Origin of the sequence: Azospirillum lipoferum (assembly GCF_024170005.1) — a bacterium.
Lineage (GTDB): Bacteria > Pseudomonadota > Alphaproteobacteria > Azospirillales > Azospirillaceae > Azospirillum > Azospirillum lipoferum.
On sequence record NZ_JALJXJ010000003.1, the window covers coordinates 266,492 to 283,419 of the forward strand.

General features: G+C 67.1%; 15 protein-coding genes and 1 tRNA gene. 8 read left to right on the forward strand and 8 right to left on the reverse strand.

What is annotated here, in order from left to right; genetic code table 11:
* Positions 1-237: 237 nt before the first annotated feature.
* From J2848_RS08645 to J2848_RS08655, 3 genes are all read right to left on the reverse strand, one after another.
* Entirely contained in the window at positions 238-1,902 is a 1,665-nt protein-coding gene (locus tag J2848_RS08645; RefSeq protein ID WP_149229404.1) for a heparinase II/III family protein, read from the reverse strand.
* 179 nt (positions 1,903-2,081) lie between these two features.
* Positions 2,082-3,377 carry an RsmB/NOP family class I SAM-dependent RNA methyltransferase gene (locus J2848_RS08650; protein WP_149229403.1) on the reverse strand — a complete coding sequence of 432 codons (1,296 nt, stop codon included), beginning with the start codon at positions 3,375-3,377 and terminating at the stop codon, positions 2,082-2,084.
* A gap of 162 nt (positions 3,378-3,539) precedes the next feature.
* A tRNA-Gly gene (locus J2848_RS08655) sits at positions 3,540-3,614 on the reverse strand.
* Between the two features lie 188 nt (positions 3,615-3,802).
* Here J2848_RS08655 and J2848_RS08660 point away from each other — a divergent pair.
* Both J2848_RS08660 and J2848_RS08665 read left to right on the forward strand, forming a co-directional pair.
* Complete coding sequence (locus tag J2848_RS08660; RefSeq protein WP_149229402.1) at positions 3,803-4,594, forward strand: enoyl-CoA hydratase/isomerase family protein; 792 nt, start codon at positions 3,803-3,805, stop codon at positions 4,592-4,594.
* 126 nt (positions 4,595-4,720) lie between these two features.
* Positions 4,721-6,172: a DHA2 family efflux MFS transporter permease subunit gene (locus J2848_RS08665; protein WP_149229401.1), complete on the forward strand. Its 1,452-nt coding sequence runs from the start codon at positions 4,721-4,723 to the stop codon at positions 6,170-6,172.
* Positions 6,173-6,190: 18 nt separating this feature from the next.
* On the opposite strand, the gene J2848_RS08670 is transcribed toward J2848_RS08665, so the two are convergent.
* Positions 6,191-7,306, reverse strand: coding sequence for a hypothetical protein (locus J2848_RS08670; protein ID WP_149229400.1), 1,116 nt, complete (start codon positions 7,304-7,306; stop codon positions 6,191-6,193).
* A 368-nt stretch (positions 7,307-7,674) separates the two neighbouring features.
* On the opposite strand from J2848_RS08670, the gene J2848_RS08675 reads away from it, so the two are divergent.
* Positions 7,675-8,565, forward strand: coding sequence for a LysR family transcriptional regulator (locus J2848_RS08675; protein WP_149229399.1), 891 nt, complete (start codon positions 7,675-7,677; stop codon positions 8,563-8,565).
* Positions 8,566-9,378: 813 nt separating this feature from the next.
* On the opposite strand, the gene J2848_RS08680 is transcribed toward J2848_RS08675, so the two are convergent.
* The gene (locus J2848_RS08680) at positions 9,379-10,641 is read right to left on the reverse strand and encodes an MFS transporter (protein ID WP_211103046.1); all 1,263 of its coding nucleotides are present in this window, start codon (positions 10,639-10,641) and stop codon (positions 9,379-9,381) included.
* Between the two features lie 116 nt (positions 10,642-10,757).
* On the opposite strand from J2848_RS08680, the gene J2848_RS08685 reads away from it, so the two are divergent.
* Positions 10,758-11,693 (forward strand): LysR family transcriptional regulator, encoded by a 936-nt coding sequence (locus J2848_RS08685; protein ID WP_149229398.1) that lies wholly within the window; start codon positions 10,758-10,760, stop codon positions 11,691-11,693.
* A 37-nt stretch (positions 11,694-11,730) separates the two neighbouring features.
* Here the strand turns inward: J2848_RS08685 and J2848_RS08690 are convergent, their stop codons facing one another.
* The 3 genes from J2848_RS08690 to J2848_RS08700 form a co-directional block, all read right to left on the reverse strand.
* Positions 11,731-12,096, reverse strand: coding sequence for a hypothetical protein (locus J2848_RS08690; RefSeq protein ID WP_149229397.1), 366 nt, complete (start codon positions 12,094-12,096; stop codon positions 11,731-11,733).
* Between the two features lie 303 nt (positions 12,097-12,399).
* A complete protein-coding gene (locus J2848_RS08695) occupies positions 12,400-13,014 on the reverse strand; it encodes a Hint domain-containing protein (RefSeq protein WP_149229396.1) in 615 nt (204 codons plus the stop codon).
* 190 nt (positions 13,015-13,204) lie between these two features.
* Positions 13,205-13,414 (reverse strand): hypothetical protein, encoded by a 210-nt coding sequence (locus J2848_RS08700; protein WP_149229395.1) that lies wholly within the window; start codon positions 13,412-13,414, stop codon positions 13,205-13,207.
* Between the two features lie 123 nt (positions 13,415-13,537).
* On the opposite strand from J2848_RS08700, the gene J2848_RS08705 reads away from it, so the two are divergent.
* The 4 genes from J2848_RS08705 (at position 13,538) to J2848_RS08720 (ending at position 16,893) form a co-directional block, all read left to right on the forward strand.
* On the forward strand, positions 13,538-13,807 hold the full coding sequence (locus tag J2848_RS08705; protein ID WP_149229394.1) for a ribbon-helix-helix domain-containing protein: 270 nt from the start codon (positions 13,538-13,540) through the stop codon (positions 13,805-13,807).
* A 181-nt stretch (positions 13,808-13,988) separates the two neighbouring features.
* The gene (trhA, locus tag J2848_RS08710; protein ID WP_170306930.1) at positions 13,989-14,660 is read left to right on the forward strand and encodes a PAQR family membrane homeostasis protein TrhA; all 672 of its coding nucleotides are present in this window, start codon (positions 13,989-13,991) and stop codon (positions 14,658-14,660) included.
* An 88-nt stretch (positions 14,661-14,748) separates the two neighbouring features.
* The gene (locus J2848_RS08715) at positions 14,749-16,311 is read left to right on the forward strand and encodes a lysozyme inhibitor LprI family protein (protein ID WP_246193609.1); all 1,563 of its coding nucleotides are present in this window, start codon (positions 14,749-14,751) and stop codon (positions 16,309-16,311) included.
* 123 nt (positions 16,312-16,434) lie between these two features.
* The gene (locus J2848_RS08720; RefSeq protein WP_149229391.1) at positions 16,435-16,893 is read left to right on the forward strand and encodes a MarR family transcriptional regulator; all 459 of its coding nucleotides are present in this window, start codon (positions 16,435-16,437) and stop codon (positions 16,891-16,893) included.
* Positions 16,894-16,928 lie beyond the last annotated feature (35 nt).

Sequence of the window (16,928 nt, forward strand, 5' to 3'; positions counted from 1 at the left end):
CAACCGGGGAGACCCGGACAAGCACGGAAGAAGAAAAGCACGGACGGCCACGGAAATACCGCTCAGCTGTGCTTATCCGCGTCCGCCCGCCCGTCTGCACACTGCCGGCCCGGACGGACATGGATAAGCACGGCGAGACGAGTCCCGTGGTCGTCCGTGCCCCAAATCCCGTGTTCATCCGTGTTTCCATGCCCTCTCCCAAAGGAAATCGGCCCGGCCACCGCGGATGGGCGCGATTTACGCCGCCTTGCGCTCGCGGCGCAAGGCCCATTTCACCGTCAGACCCTCGGGTCCGCATTGTCCCTGCATCATGATCTGCCGGGTGCGGCGCGGTTCCTCGCCGCTGCCGAGATAGACGCTCTCCGCCACCTCCAGCACGGCGCCGGTCACCCGCATGCGCCAAGCATTGCCGCTGGGCAGACGCAGAAGCACCTGATCGTTGCCGCCATTGCCCTGTGCGACGGGAACGACCTGGACGTTGGGATGCAGGTGGAAGCGGATGGCGTAGGGCTGCGGCTGCGGTGTGGCGCCGATCACCGGTTCCAGCGTGTCCTCGCCGCGCAGATCCTCACCATTGTCGGCCAGATAGACGCGGCGGCGGTGCAACAGGCCGAAGCCCTTGCTGTAGCCGTTGTGGCTGGCGACCACCAGCATGGCGCCGTCGGATTCCTGCCGCTCGCAGCTGACATTGGTCGGCCGGCGGCCGAGCCCGCCCTTCTCCAGCACTTCCGATGAATTGGTGTCGGCCACCACCATGGTCGAATGGGCGGCCGAACCGGCCAGCGCCGCACGCCAGGGGCCACGCTGGGACGGGTGGCTGCCGCAATTGACGATCAGCCGCTCCTTGTTGACGGAGACCTCCATCGACAGGGTGCCGGCATGGGCGGTGCGGTCCAGCCCCTCCGGCGGCGGCGCCCCGGTGTCGAGCAGCACCAGGGTGCGCCCGGCGAGCAGACGCTCGAAGCCGGTGTGCGGCGCGCTCTTCAGCGGACGGCCGCGGGCGTCGGCCTGGGCCAGCACCGTGTCGATCAGCGCCGGCTCCTCCTCCCGCCCGCCGTTGAACAGGGCAAGCCCGCCATCGACATGGCGGAAGAAGCGCAAGGCCGGCGTCATGCGGTCGATGGCGTGCTGGAGGGTTTCCGGCACCTCCTCCTTCGCGACGCGCAGAACGGCACGCATGTCGATCAGGTCGCGCAGCACCCGCATCTGGATCGACGGGTTGCGCTCGACATGGCCGCCGTCGGGCAGGATCTGGCGCGGCAGTTCCTTGTCGAGCAGGCGCAGGGCTTCTCTTGCCGCCTTGTCCTGGTCGGGCAGGCAGTAGCCGCCATAGAGCAGGCCCTTGATCGCGCCGATCAGCCGCTCGCCGTCCAGCTTGGCCGGCGCCACCCGCAGCAGGTGGCGAAGCTGGCGGGCCATGCTCTCAAACACGCGGGCGCGGAACTCGTCGTCAGCCGACGCGCAGTAGAAGTCGTGCAAACCGATCCAGCTGGCCAGCCGCACGCCCAGCACGTCGGGCGCCCAGCTCTGGGAATGCCAGCCGCCATTCTGGTCCAGCCACGACCACACCAGCACCCGCGCCCGGCGCCGCGCGGTGTCGCCGCCGACCGCCCGCAGGTCGCGCAGCCATTCGAAGCCATGGGCGGCGCGCAGCCAGCCGTGGCTGGCGCCCTGGGGCCGCCAGTTGGGCGCGCCGTTGGGATCGACCATGATCGGCTGCCCGGCGAAGCTCATGCGGCCGGCCAGCATGGCGTTGCCGTTGTCGGTGTCGCCCGGCCAGGGATCGGGCGGGATCACCGCCAGTGCCCCCGGCGCCTTGCCGCCCAGCATCAGGGCGTAGAGGGGATTCCCATAGGCAAGGCGCGCCATGCCGCTGCGAAACCGTCCGTTCCTGTCGCCCATCTGCGCCGACTCCTTCAAGACCGCGAGCGGCGTCGACGGCCGGCGGAGGATGATGTTGCGGTGCGGGAGAGCGCGAACGGAAGCATGGCTCGTGTCGTATCAATTCGCCGTCCGCACCGCAAGACGGGGCTGGGATTTATCCCGCAGCGCGAACCGGCCGGTCTGGACCGGATATGGCCTCAGTCCGGGCGCCGGCGCAGGCGCGCCACGAAGAAGCCGTCGATCCCGCCGAGATCGCCCAGCATGCCCGGAAGGCTGCGGACCTCCCCCGCCTCGTTGATCGGCTCAGACAGGCCGCCGAGTTCGTCGGCGGTCACAGGCCAACGCTCCACCCGCTTATCCTGTTCCAGCAGGCGGGCGACCTGCGCCTCCCCCTCCTCCGGCTGGATGGAGCAGGTGCAGTAGATCAGCGTGCCGCCAGGCTTCACCAATTCGACCGAACGGGCGAGCAGCCGCGACTGGGCACGGGCCAGCTTGGCGATGTCGTCCGGCGTCTTGACCCGCAGGATATCGGGATGGCGCCGGATCGCCCCGGTTGCCGAGCAGGGCGCGTCGAGCAGCACGGCGTCGGCGGGCGTCTCCGGCTCCCAGGTCGCGGCGTCGGCGGCCAGCACCTCGGCCTCCAGCCGCAGGCGCTTCAGGTTCTCCGTCACCCGTTCCAGCCGCCGGGCCGAGCGGTCGATGGCGGTGACCTGTGCGCCCTGCACCACCAGCTGCGCCGTCTTGCCACCGGGGGCGGCGCAGAGATCGAACACCCGCTTGCCCCTCAGATCGCCAAACAGCTTGGCCGGCAGCGAGGCGGCGAGGTCCTGCACCCACCATTCCCCGTCCTCGAAGCCGGGCAGTTCGATCACTGACCCGCCGGGTGGACGGCGCAGCGACCCGGTAGGCAGCAGGGTGGCGCCCAGCCGCTCCGCCCAGCCGGCGGGGTCCGACTTCACCGTGATGTCCAGCGGCGCCTCGTGCAGATGCGCCTCGACGATGCCGCGGGTGCGGGCGGTGCCGTAGGCGGAGCGCCAGGACAGCCACAGCCAGTCCGGCGTGTTCAACCGTCCGGCATCCTGCCGCGCCGCCATCTCCACCCCCTCGCGCCCGATCCGGCGCAGCACGGCATTGATCAGCCCCTTGTAGGGAGCGGCGTTGCGCGCGGCGGCCAGTTCCACCGCGGTGTCGACCGCGGCATGGGCGGGAGTGTTCAGGAACACCAGCTGCGCCGTGCCCAGCCGCAGCATGTCGTGGATCGCCGCCTTGGGCAGGCCCGGCTTGACGAGGCTGGCCTGGATCATCTCGTCGATCTGGCCCAGCCGGCGCAGAACGGTGGCGACCAGCAGGCGGACGAAGCCGCGGTCGCGCGGCTGCAACGCCGCCAGTTCGGGATGCGCGTCGAACGCGTCGTCGAAGGGAACGGACTTGCGCAGCACGTCACGCAGCAAGTCGAGCGCGACGCCGCGGGCGGCGAGGGAAGTGTCGATCATGAGTATGGATCTAGCGCGACGGACAGCCAGTGTCGATACGGGATGCCCGGTGTTTCCGGGCTGTGGAGGCGGAAAAAACTGGGGCCGGAAAACTGGAGCCGAAAAAGCGAAGGGCCGGTGCGTTGCCGCCCGGCCCTTAGGTCTTCGCTTTTACCGGAGAACTGGAGCGGGCGAAGGGATTCGAACCCTCGACCCCAACCTTGGCAAGGTTGTGCTCTACCCCTGAGCTACGCCCGCGCTCCCGTCGTCCGGGAGCCGCTTTCTACGGAAACACGGCCTCCGCCGCAAGAGGAAAATGCACCCTTCCCCCACTTTTTTCTCCGCAGCCTGCTCCCTCTTTGCTGCGCCGCGGCACCGGGCGCCTTGCGTCCCGGCAGCGGCACGCTATGGTACGCGGCCATACGGCAACGGATGGAGACTGCGGCATGGCCGGCACCATCACCCTGACCCGCGATGGAGCGGTCGCGACCCTGACCCTGTCCAACCCGGACAAGCTGAACGCCTTCGACAAGCCGATGTGGCACGCGCTGATCGGCCACCTGAGCGCGTTGGAAGCCGACGAGGGAACCCGCGTCGTCGTGATGCGCGGCGGCCCCGGTTCCAACGGCGCCCGCACCTTCTCCCCCGGCGCCGACATCTCGGAGTTCGAGAGCGAGCGCAACAGCCCCGAACAGGGATCGAGCTACGGCGACCTGATGGACGAAGGGCTGGACGGCCTGCGTGCCTTGCGCCACCCGGTTCTGGCCGCCATCGACGGCCCCTGCTGCGGCATCGGCCTGGCGGTGGCGCTGGCCTGCGACCTCAGGGTCTGTTCGGAGAGCAGCCGTTTCGGCGTGCCGGTCAGCCGGCTCGGCATCTCCATGGGACCGACGGAGCTGAAGCTGGTGGCCGACGTCGCCGGCGGTCCGGCGGCGCTGGAGATCCTGCTGGAGGGCCGCGTCTTCGGTGCCGCGGAGGCCAAGGACAAGAATCTCGTCCATCGTGTCGTCGCGGACGAAGGCTTCGAGGCGGAGATCGCCGCCGCCGTCCAGCGCATCGCCGCCGGCGCGCCTCTGGCCGCGACCCTGCACAAGCGCTATGTCCGACGCCTGTCCGATCCGGCACCGCTGACCGGGGCGGAAATCGCCGAATGCTACCGCTGCTTCGGCACCGAGGACTTCCGCGAGGGCTATCGCGCCTTCCTGGAAAAGCGCAAACCGGTGTTCACCGGGCGCTGATCCCCCGTTGAGCCCTTCCCTGGGACAAAGCGCGCTTACGCATGGCAGGGCTTTCGCCTGTGCGATGGTCAATGCGGCGGAAGGCCTCACATTCGTAGGGTTCCGCTCCCTGCCTGACGGTCCGTCATGTCGCGCATCACCCCGCTGATCATCGCCTGCGCCCTGTTCATGGAGAACCTCGACTCGACGGTGATCTCCACCGCCCTGCCGGGAATCGCGCAGTCGATGGGCGAGGATCCGCTGCGGCTCAGTCTGGCGATGACCTCCTACATGCTGGCGCTGGCGGTGTTCCTGCCGGTCAGCGGCTGGGCGGCGGACCGTTATGGCGCCCGCACCGTCTTCGCCAGTGCCATCGGCGTCTTCATGGCGGGGTCGATCGCCTGCGGCCTGTCGAACGGACTGGTGGAGCTGGTCGCCGCCCGCATCCTCCAGGGCATGGGCGGGGCGATGATGGTGCCGGTCGGCCGGCTGATCCTGCTGCGCACCGTGCCGAAGGACCAGCTGGTGACGGCGATGGCGCGGATGACCCTGCCGGCGCTGATCGGCCCGGCGCTGGGCCCGCTGGTCGGCGGCGCCATCACCACCTATGCCTCGTGGCGCTGGATCTTCTTCATCAACGTGCCGATCGGGCTGGTCGGCATCGCCCTGGTGCTGGCGCTGATCCCCAATCTGAAGGAGGAGCAGCGCGACCCCTTCGACGCCCGCGGCTTCCTGTGGAGTTCCATCGCGCTGGCCGCCTTCATGTTCGGCTTCGAGAATGTCGGGCGCGACCTGCTGCCGGCCTCCGTGGTAGCGGTCCTGCTGGCGGTGGCGCTGCTGGCGACGGTGGCCTATCTGCGCCATGCCCGGCGGGTGGTGCGGCCGGTGCTGGATCCGTCGCTGTTCCGGCTGCAAACCTACCGCGCCTCGGTGCTGGGCGGCACGCTGTTCCGCATCGGCATCGGCGCCGTGCCCTTCCTGATGCCGGTGATGCTGCAGATCGGCTTCGGTCTGACCGCCTTCGAGTCGGGGGCGCTGACCTTCGCCGGGGCGGCGGGGGCGCTGACCATGAAGGCACTGGCCGGCCCGATCCTGCGACGCTTCGGCTTCCGCCCGGTGCTGACGCTGAACTCCATCGTCAGCGGCGTGATCCTGGCCAGCTATGGCGCCTTCCGTCCCGACACGCCGCATCTGGTGATCCTGGGCGCCCTGCTGCTGGGCGGCTTCTTCCGCTCGCTGCAATTCACCGGCATGAACACGCTGAGCTATGCCGAGGTGCCGCAGCCGATGACCAGCCGCGCCAACACGCTGGCCAGCGTGATGCAGCAGCTGTCGATGAGCCTGGGCGTCGCCGTCGGCGCCACCGCGCTGCACCTGACCGTGCAGTGGAGCGGCACGCTGACGCCGGCCTCCTTCGTTCCCGCCTTCCTGACGGTGGGACTGATGGCCTGTGCCTCCAGCCTGCCCTTCTGGCGCCTGCCCGCCGATGCCGGCGACGAGATCAGCGGCCATATCGGCCGCCGCAGCCCGGACAAGCCCACGGGCGATGCCCATAGCGCGACGGTCAAGGCGGCCGCGCTGACCGACGCGGCTGACTGAACGCTGCCGACTGAACGCTTAGGCGCCGGCAGTCGCAGTGGGGGCGGCAGGGCTGGGGGCGGTCGCGGTGGGCGCCGCACCGCGCAGCAAGCCCATCACCGCGTCGACCAGATCGCCGACATGCTCCTTCACATAGTCGGGGCGGCTTTCCGACTGGATCATCATCATGGGTTGGGCATTGGTCCCCTGATCGGGATCGAAGACACCGTAGCGCGCCTTGGAGCTGGCAAACTCGGGATGCCAGGCAGCGTTCTCCTCCATCATCTTGCCCATCATCCCTCTTTTCATCGCCGCGTTGCCGGCCGCTCCCTGTTCCGTGCCCGCCAGCATATCGATCATCCCGGCCTTGACCGCGTCGGGCGACATGCCGGCGAGCTTGGCCATCGCCTTGTCATCGAACATGATTTCGATTTGTTCGCTGCCGGTCCCCTGGGAGCCCGGCAGGTACAGCGTGATCATGGAGGTGTGGGCTGACCCCTCCGGCATGGTCGACGGAGATGCCGCCGCGGCCTGTTCCTTGGCCAGCAGGGCCGGCGGCTTTTCCGGCAGCACGGCGCCGTCGAGCGCCATGGTTCGGTCGATGACCTTGGAGATGTTCCCGGACAGCGCCAGACCACCGCCATCCTCGATGTCTTGTGGCAACCCGAAGCTCTTGCGCAGAAGGTCATTGCGCTGGAGATGGTGAGCGAACACCTTCTCGTGATAGGCCATGATCTCATCATTCTGGTGCGGATCGAACCTCGGCAGGATGCCGTCGGTCTTCAGCAGCAGGGGCGGCGTGTCGGTCCCGTCCAACGGTGCGGCAGTCGCTTGCGAGGCCGACGTCGCAGGGGACGGGACGGCCGTCGCCCCCGCCCCTGGCGCCTTCGCGGGGGCGGCTGAAGCCGCCGTTGCCGACGCTGTTGCCGTGGATGCCGGTACGACGGCCTTGGCCTGGACGGGCGTGGCACCGCCGCTCTTCAAGACCGCCAGCGCCTGTGCGGAAAATTCGACTTTGTCGCTGGAAGGGCTGCTTTTGCCCTTCACCTCCTTGAACACGGCACTGGCTGCGTCATTCCGGGCGGTGGCCTTTCCGGACGCCCCTGAGACAGTCGTGGAGAACAGCGAGACGAACGAGCCGGACAGGGGTTTCACGGTCATGGCGGAGGCTCCGGATGACGAGGGACCGCCCATGGGACGGCCGAAGCCGCATGATTTTCCGAAAAGGGTTTACTGTTCTTTAATTATACAACCTTAGATAACTAAGTGTTTTATCACGCTCCCTTCCGGCCTTCGCCGTCCTCAACTTTCAAACCCGCGCGGGTCAAGCCCACGCGAGTCAAGATAGGGGGCTGCTCGGATGAGAATAATTCCGGCGATCATGATTAATTTTCGTGCGAGCCGCTTTCACTAGCGCGTGCGTTCCGGGCGCGTTCCCGCTATAAACGTGCATGGCGGCCATGCGCCGTCCTCAAGATAAACGGGAGGCTCCGGGCGGCTGCGCACCGGGGCGGGACAGCATGATGGATTGGGACAAGCTTCGGGTCTTCCACGCGGTGGCCGAAGCCGGCAGCTTCACGCATGCCGGTGAGACATTGAACCTCAGCCAGTCGGCGGTCAGCCGCCAGATCAGCGCGCTTGAGGAAAGCCTGGGCGTTCCGCTGTTTCACCGTCATGCCCGCGGGCTGATCCTGACCGAACAGGGCGAGTTGCTTCACCGCACCGCCCGCGACGTCTTCGCCAAGCTGTCGATGACCGAGGCGATGCTGACCGAAAGCCGGGAGCATCCCAAGGGCCCGCTGCGGGTGACGACGACCGTCGCCTTCGGCTCGACCTGGCTGACGCCGCGCATCAACGAGTTCATGTCGATCTATCCCGACATCCAGCTGACGCTGCTGATCGACGACAACGAGTTGGATCTGGCGATGCGCGAGGCGGACATAGCCATCCGCATGAACACGCCGCGCCAGCCTGACCTGATCCAGCGGCACCTGATGTCGATCCGCTTCCACCTCTATGCCAGCCAGAGCTACCTGAAGAAGAAGGGTACGCCCAAGACGCTGGCGGAGCTGGACAGCCACGACCTGATCACCTACCCGCCCGACGTGCGGGCGCCGATCCCCAACGTCAACTGGATCATGGAGATGGGCGACCCGTCGCCCAACCGGAAGCCGATCCTTCAGGTCAACAGCGTCTATGCCATCTACCGCGCGGTGGAGAGCGGGCTTGGCATCGGCGCGCTGCCCGACTTCCTGGTCGACAGCTTCTCCAAGGACGTGACGCGGATTTTGCCCGACGTCGACGGACCGAAGGTCGACGCCTACTTCGTCTATGCCGAAGAATTGCGCCATTCCAAGCGTATCGCCGTCTTCCGCGACTTCCTGGTTAAAAAAGTGGCAGAAACTCCGTTCTGACCACGAACAATTTCAGCTGCCCCGTAAGAGAATTGCCGAAATCGACAGCGCCGCTCCGACTATCCGGAGCGGCGCTGTCGATTTCGGCATTTTTATTAGCCCTCTAAGGGTCCTCTGAAGCCATGCGTGTCTTGCATGGTAGATTTATACATTTGTGCCTGGAAAGTTGGCAGCAGAATGGTCAAATTTTGATCGTTGGATGTTGCGACGCAGCATCCGATGTTTCGTCCCGGAGGTCTCCCCTCCGGGGTTGGGTCCTCGGACCCAGCGTCTCCCAGACGTGAAGCCTCCCTGTTCAACTCGCCGCTAATCCAATGGGTTAGCGGCGGTTTTTTTATGTGGGCAGGGGCTGGGGGAACTCAGGGGGAACAATGTTCCCCAGCTTGGAGGCCGCCTCTTCGTTGGCGCCGCTGTCAGGACCGACACGAACAAGTGCTTGTCCACCTGCTGATCATGACGCCACTTGCCGCAGGTCAGGGCCTTGACGGCCTCCTTACCCCCCCCCCAACGTCGCACCGCTGCCCCAGGCTGCCTGCTTCCGATCCCCTCGACCCCACGGCGCGAGTCGCGGCCCCCGCTGCGCCAGGAGGCTTGCCCCCAGCAGCCGGCAGCGACGGAACCGCAGCGCTCCCGCCGCACCTTGACGGCACAGCCGCGCCACCACCGCAGTGGCGCCGCAGATCGACCGCATTCCGGCCGCACATCGGCAGCGCGCACCGTAGCGCCCCACAGCGGCGGTACAGGGCCGCATTCAGGGTGCGCTGGCGGGGGCTTTCGGCGTGATCGGGGCTGTAGGCGCAATAACGCAAACTGTTAGCAAGCCCGTCCTGAAGAACCCGCCGCGGACCGGATATGGACGATCAGCGCGATCAGGGCGAAGCCGGCGCCCGTCAGGCAAATCGCCGGCCAGCCGCCATGCGTCCAGGCAACACCGGCCACCGCCGAGCCCAATGATCCCCCCAGAAAGAACAGCCCGACGAACAGACCGTTCAACCGGCCACGCGCCGCCGGGTCCAGCAGATTGATGGCGCGACGGCCGAGCGTCTGGTCGCCGACCGCTCCAACGTCGAGCCCGACGGCAGCCAGGGCCAGCAGGCAGAGTGCCAGTTCCTGCATGTCTCCTACCGAATCGGCAAACGCCGCCAGCGAGAAGGACAGCACCACCAGGACATGCGAGGCGATGGTGGTGCTCCGCGCCCAGCCCCGATCACCCAAACGGCCGGCCAGGGGGGTCGCAAACGCACCACCCGCCCCGACCAGAGCGAACATTGCAATGCCACCCTGGTCGAGCCCGAAGGGCGCCTGGGAAAGACGGAACGCGACCGCCGTCCAGAACAGGCTGAATGCCGCCATCATCAGAGCCGCGGTCAGCGAGCGCAACCGCAGCACCGGCTCGTTGCACAGCAGCCACCACATCGAAGCGATCAACGCCGGGTAGGGCGTTCCTGTCGAAGGCCGCCGTCTCGGCAACCACAGCGGCAATACGAGCGCCAGAGCACCCAACAGCACCGCATTCGCCACATAGAACGCCCGCCAGCCGAAGCTGTCGGCGATCAGGCCCGCCGACGGTCGCGACAGCAGGATGCCAACCATCAGGCCGCTCATCACGTTGCCGATCGTGCGACCGCGATGCTCAGGCGGAGCCATCGCGGCGGCGATCGGCACCAGCACTTGGATTACCGAGGAGGCGGCACCAAGGACGAACAGGGCCGCCAACAACGCCCACATCCCCGTCGCCGCCACGGCGGCAGCCGATGCCACTGCCGCGCAGGCCAGCATGCGAACCGCCAACGCCCGGTTCTCCACCAGATCGGCAAGCGGGATCAGCAGGAACAGCCCGGCGGCATAGCCCAGCAGCGGCGCCATGGCGACCAACCCGCCCGCCGCGGGATCCAAACCGATCGAGGCGGCAATTGGACCGACCAGAGGCTGAGCGGCAGACAGGTTGATGATGATCACGCCGACCGATGCGGCGAACAGGAGCGTGAGCGGGGTGGAAATCCCCTGCGGTCTCGCCTCTGTGGCGGTTGGGGTGTTGGCGGATGGAACGACCGCTGCGTTGCATGAAGTCGACACTGTTGTCTCCCTGACGTTCGAGCGCTCTGACGCCTGGGACTGTACGTGCCGGCCTCATTATGATACAAATCGATTAACTTAATAAACTTTATGCGCATTCCGCATGAAGGTACCCCATGAACACACATGACCTTGATGCCTTCATCGCCGTCGTCGAGACAGGATCGATCGTTGCCGCATCGGTCCGGCTCAACCTGACCCAGCCCGGAGTGACCCGCCGCGTCCAGAACCTGGAGGATGCGCTGGGTGTTCCCTTGCTCGACCGCACAGCCAAGCCGCTGCGACCGACCGTGGCAGGACGGGAGGCCTACGAACAGGGTCGCCGCGTGCTGGGTGCGCTTGCCGACCTCGCCGCCAGCGTGGCGCCGGTCGGCACGGAGATGACGGGCGAGTTTCGCGTCGGGGTGATGGCGCATCTTTCGGAGGCGGCACTGTCGGCACCACTCGACGCGCTGCGCGAGGCCTACCCTCGGCTGATGCTGCGTGTTGGCACCGGCTGGTCGCCACAACTGGTCGAACAGCTCCAGCGCAACGCACTGGATGCGGCAGCGGTGTGCCTGCCCGAAGGCACTACGCCACCCGCTGGCCTTGCCGCTGACGACCTGGGGCCACAACCCGTGCTTATCGTCGCGGCCCCCTGGCTCGAGGTGCCGAGTCCGGCACGTCTCAACGATCTGGCCCAATACCCTTGGGTGATGAACGAAAGCGGCTGCGGTTTCCGGCGAGTGATCCGGCGCAGCTTCGAGGCGGAGCGCCTCCCCTTCACCGTGGCAATCGAAGCGAACAACAGCGACCTGCGCCTATCGCTGGTCGCCCGCGGCCTGGGGGTGGGAATCGTTGCGCCCGGCGCCTTGGTGCGCAGCCGCTGGCGCGACGAGGTCAAGATCATCGACACAGTCGATTTTCGTCCGCAGGTCCGCGCCTGGATGCTGTACCGGGCACCTGCCGGTCGGCTGGCTCAGCCGATCGCCCTGTTCCGTGACGCCTTGCGCGACACGCTGGCCGAAGGGCCGACTGCGTCCGTGAAGCCGGCCGAGGCAGCGCATGCTTAATCAGGTCCGGTACCATCTCCTGCCGCACCCGGTTAAATCACCCAAGGCCGATTACTGACAAGTCCTGCGTCCCAGCGGCTCCCGTTCCTCTATTTGCAAGAACTGGCGGCAACGCCTCCGTCGGCTGGAACCCCAGTGCGCCTCGGGCGATCTCGTCCAGCAGCGCCAGCACCTCGGCGAGCGGCGCCCCAGGCTCGTCGATCGTGCCGTCCGGCCCCCACATGGTGGCGATGATGTCGAGTCGTACCAGCATGTCGGCGGCACCGGCGACGGGCCGGGCCTGGATCTCGGCAGCGAGGCGCCGCGCCTCCTGCTCCAATCGGCGGACGCGCCATGCCGCGGCGCTCGGCGCTCCTGGCGCTAGCTTGGCGCCGTTCAACTGCGCGACCTTGGCGGCGATCATCGCCCGGAACCGCTGGGCGGCTTCGTCGCTGATGACGGTTCAACCTGGTGCTGGGATCGTCTCCAGCTGGGCGGTCTCGGTATAGCGCCATCGTCCGACCCGCACCGCCGGGACAGGCGAACGGCGACGCTGCCGTTCCTGCTCGACCAACTCGATCCGAACCGCACTCCAACCGGATCACATTGCCGAGTTCCTGACGCAACGGACACCGCACGGGCAAGCCACCGACACGGGAAGGGCCGCCCCATAGGACGGCCCCCTCTCATGCTCGACAACCCGCCCCGAAAGCGAACCGTCTTGCTTTCAAGCCACCTCTACCGCTCCAGCCTGCTCAACGCGCTTGTTCACGTTCGCGCGGATTTGCTCCAGCACAGCCAGCGGGATGTCGATCTTCACACAAGGTTCCTGAATGCGCGGATCGTCCCCTGGGTACAACGCCTCATACTCGGCGGCATTGTCGTAGGCCTGACGGTTGTCGGCTTCGAGATAGGTCTCGACCGGCAGCCCCTCTGCATACATGCCGTCGTGGCTGTCGAGTTCGATGTGGAAATACTCGATCTCCTCCATCGCATCGACCTGCCGGATCGACGAGCCGTTGATCAGCAGGCGGGCCGAAACGGCATAGTCACCGATCAGCAGTGCGTGACTGGGAGAGATGTAAAGGTCGCGGGCGGGCATGCCGCGGGCGATGGCGTCACGGGCGATCCGGATCGGCAGATGGACCTTGCACAGATGCTCGGTATCGAAAGACGAACCCGCCAGCAGACGCCGGCCGATCCAGCGGATCGAACGGAATTCGCCGGTCACCGACGACTTGATCAGATCGCCGATCTTCAGGCTTTCCACGGGCACGTCGCCGAACATGGAATGAACATAGGTGCCGCGGAGAATGCAGTTCGGAGTCGGGGACGGAGTCATTGTGTGGGAAGTCCCATTTCGGTTCGAGAAGCACGCCACCCGCCGTGCCGGTTTTTTTAGCGCCCGGCACGTTGGCGGTAGATACGAAAGGTTACTCCCCTAAGCAATTTGCGGTACGGTGAAGTTGTGCAGAATTACGACCGCCCGTGACCAATTGTCTCAAACCTGCGGGTGTGACGAAGACGCTCCCTCATCGCTCAGCCTGGGGCCCGCCCTCACTCCGCGAAGACTGCGGCATTTCGTCCCCGTCCCACTCCTCCAGCGCCGCCCGGGCGATGGCGAGGATGTTGTCCAGGCGGATGACCAGTTCGTTCTCGCACAAGGCGGAACGTGCCGATGCCGCTTCGTTTATGATCGCACGCAGGGCGTCGCTTCGTGTCATGCCGATCTCCGATTCCATGCTGCCCGGCTGTCCCTTCGACGGCCCTCCGCCCGGCAGCCCATTTTCCCTGTGAAGAACTTCACAGCACGCGCCCCGCCGTTTCACATACCCATTTATGCATCAGCAACGGAGGGCTCTCCCATGCACATGCGCAATATCAGGGTGAACGGCAAGCGGACCAGCATGAAGCTGATGCCGGTGGAATGGGAGTCGCTGGAGGAAATCTGCACCCGCGAGAACATGACGATGAGCGAACTGGTGTCGAAGATCGATGCCGAACGCCAGGACTGCGACAATCTCACCGGCTGCGTCCGCGTCTACGCGCTGTGCTACTTCCGCAAGGCCGCCAGTCTGTCGGAGCCGATGCCGCGCCACCGCCCCGCCACAGCCGTGGCCTTCGCAGCAGAGTAAAGGAAAAAACCGCGTGACGCTTCCGATCTGCCCCGCATAAGCGGTTCGCCGGAGCATCAGCCGCCAGGGTCTCTCCATCGGACAGGACCGGTGGCGCGGTCGCAACCGGCACACCATCTTCGGCGCAGGCCCCATTCCGGCGGCCACCCTCCTCCCTTGCGTCGACCGATGCGGTGTGCCAATGCCGGACGCCCACCAGTTTCCCGTCTATAGCGTCGGTGAACGGCGGGCGGATGCGGCCGTTCATGCCATCGGCGTCACGGCCGGCCTTGCCGGATTCGTCTGGCTGCTGAATGCCGGCGTGTTTTCCGGCGCCGTGCCGGTCCATACGGCGCTGGCGCTGACCATCTATGGACTGGGGCTGGTGGGGATGCTGACCGCCTCCGCCGCCTACAACCTCGCCCCGCCCGGGTTCGGCAAGGCGCTGTTGCGGCGGATCGACCATGCCATGATCTTCGTGATGATCGCCGGCACCTACACGCCCTTCACGCTGGGGCTGGGCCCAGGGATCGGCCAGGGGATGATCGGCCAGGGGATCTGGCTGGGCGGCGCCGTCTGGGGCGGGGCCGCCTTCGGCGCCGCGCTGAAGCTGCGCTTTCCGGGGCGGTTCAACCGGCTGGGGCTGGCGCTCTATCTCGGACTGGGCTGGGCGGTGGTCACGGCGCTGGAGCCGCTGGGATCGGTGCTGTCGGCACCCGCCCTGTGGCTGCTGATCGCCGGCGGGCTGGTCTACACCGTCGGCGTCGTCTTCCATCTGATGGAGCGCATGCCCTACAACAACGCCGTCTGGCACCTGTTCGTGCTGGCCGCCGCCGGCTGCCATTTCGCCGCGGTTACACTGGCGTTTCTTTGAGCGGCATTCCTCTCGATTGCCCGGGCCGCAGAAGACAAGCCGCTACGGATTCCGTATCTTCCGCGGATCACAGTCCCAGGAAGGCATGATGGGCCGGGCAGTTATGCACAAGAAGAAGAACGGAAAGCCGTCGATCGCCGGCGCGACGATCGCGGGCGCAACACTGGCACTCTCGATCATGGTCGCCGGTGGCCCTGCGCGGGCGGAGCCCTCCTTCGACTGCAAGGCGGCTTCCACCCCGGTGGAAAAGGCGATCTGTGCCGATCCCAAGTTGGCGGACGCCGACCGGGAGATCGCCGATCTTTACAAGACATTGCAGGATTTGTCCGCCGCAGCCGACCGCGACCGGCTGCGGACGGAGCAGCGGGCATGGCTGGCCCAGCGCAACCAATGTGCGGCCGCTCCTTCCACCGGGACCTGCCTCGGACCGGTGCTGGACGCCCGGCGCACCGCGCTGTCCGAGTCGATGCCGAAGGCGGTCGCCACGGTATCCGCCATCGTCGATGGCATCGCCAGCGATCCGGCCGGCGCCGCCAAGCGGCTGGCGGAAATCCGCGGCGGGCTGGGCAAGGGGTGGAGCGCCTATCTGCTGCGCTTCGGTCCGTCCCCCGATCGGGCCAAGGCGGAGGCGCTGCTCCGTGACGCCATCGCCGGCATCGAGGATTCCTATGCCCGCGAGACAGCGTCCGGCGTCGATCTCGCCACCGACGAAGGCTTCCTCACCGCGCTCCGCGTCGTCAGCGACGATGTGGAGATGGCATGGCCCTGTTCGGTGATGGAGAAACGCGGGAGCGCGGCCTGGAAGGCGATGGAGCCGCTCTATGGCAGCAACCGCGACAATTTCGGGGCCTATCCCGCCTGCCCTGACGACAACGGCCTGCTCGCCTCCCCCAGCTGGAAAGCGGTCGACGATCTGCTCGCCCCGATGCTGGAGGCGGGTTCCAACCGCACCGGCACCATCCGCTTCGCCACCTACCGGCAGATGGGCATCGACCGGATGAAGTCGGCAGTCGATCCGCGCCTGTTCGTCGCCGATCCGGGCGCCGATCCGGGCGCCGATGCGCCGCAACTGGCCCAGCTGGTCAAGGACGCCGCCGGCTGGACCAACCCGCGCTGGATCACGCCCGGCTGGGGCGACCGCCTGCGTAAGGCAGTGGATGCCGCGGTGACGGCCTGGACGCCGCAGATCGCCAAGCGCTACGGCATCGGCGCTACCGAGGCCCGGAAAATTGCCGAGGCGGTGGCGGCCCAGGGGCTGAACGGCAGCATCGGCCTGATCACCGACAATCTCGAGGTCCAGAAGGATACCCGCCTGCCGGACTGGCTGCGTGGCAACTGGAGCTGGAGCGGCGGCGGGGCGGAGGACGCGCCCTTCAACGCGCCCACCGGAAAGGCGCGCATCGACGACGCCAACATCTGCGTCGGCAACGAATGCACGGGCTATGACGTCGCCGGCCAGGGAGAGGACGCACCCTTCGAGCCCAAGGAAGTCACCGGCGGGGTGAAGCTCGCTGCCAATGCCGCCAAGCAGGCGGTCAGCCTCGCCCCGGTGTCGGCCGGCGGCAGCCTGACCGTCGTCCCGCTCGCCGACGGCAACCTGCTGGTCACCGGCATGGCCAAGCCGGTGGTGCTGAAGCGCGAAGGAAAGTAGGTCGGCATCAACGTCGGTTTCTTCCCCGGGAATGCGAAACTCTTGCCTGCATCGTTCGGGTAAGCGACACTTCGCGGCGCGTGCTGCGGTTGCGGAACCGCACGCGGCTTTCCGGGGGGAGGCATGGCACGGAACCTCAAGGCGCTCGGATTGTGGCGCACCGCGCTGGTCGCCAGCGTCCGCAAGGACGCGCCGGACCTGTCGGCGCGGCAACTGGCGATCCTTCTCCAGGTCTATCTGACCGACCCGCCGCACACCGTACGCGGTCTGGCATCCCTGCTGAACATCTCCAAGCCTGCGGTGACACGCGCGCTCGACCGGCTGTCGGTCCTGGGCTTCGTCAAGCGCAAGCGCGATGCGGAGGACAAGCGCAACGTGCTGGTCCAGCGCACGGTGAAGGGCAGCGTCTATCTGTCCGATTTCGCCGAACTGGTGATTGCTGCCGGCGCCGTGGCGCCGGAGGACATGGTCCGCATCCAGGCCGACGAACAGCTGGCCGCCAGCGCCAAGGCGAAGCTGCAGGCCGAGTTGCAGGAGGTGCCGGCGCGGGAGGCCGCCGCACTGGAAGCCTCCGCATCCTGACCGGCCCCTTCCCCTCTCCGAAGGGGAAGGGCTCC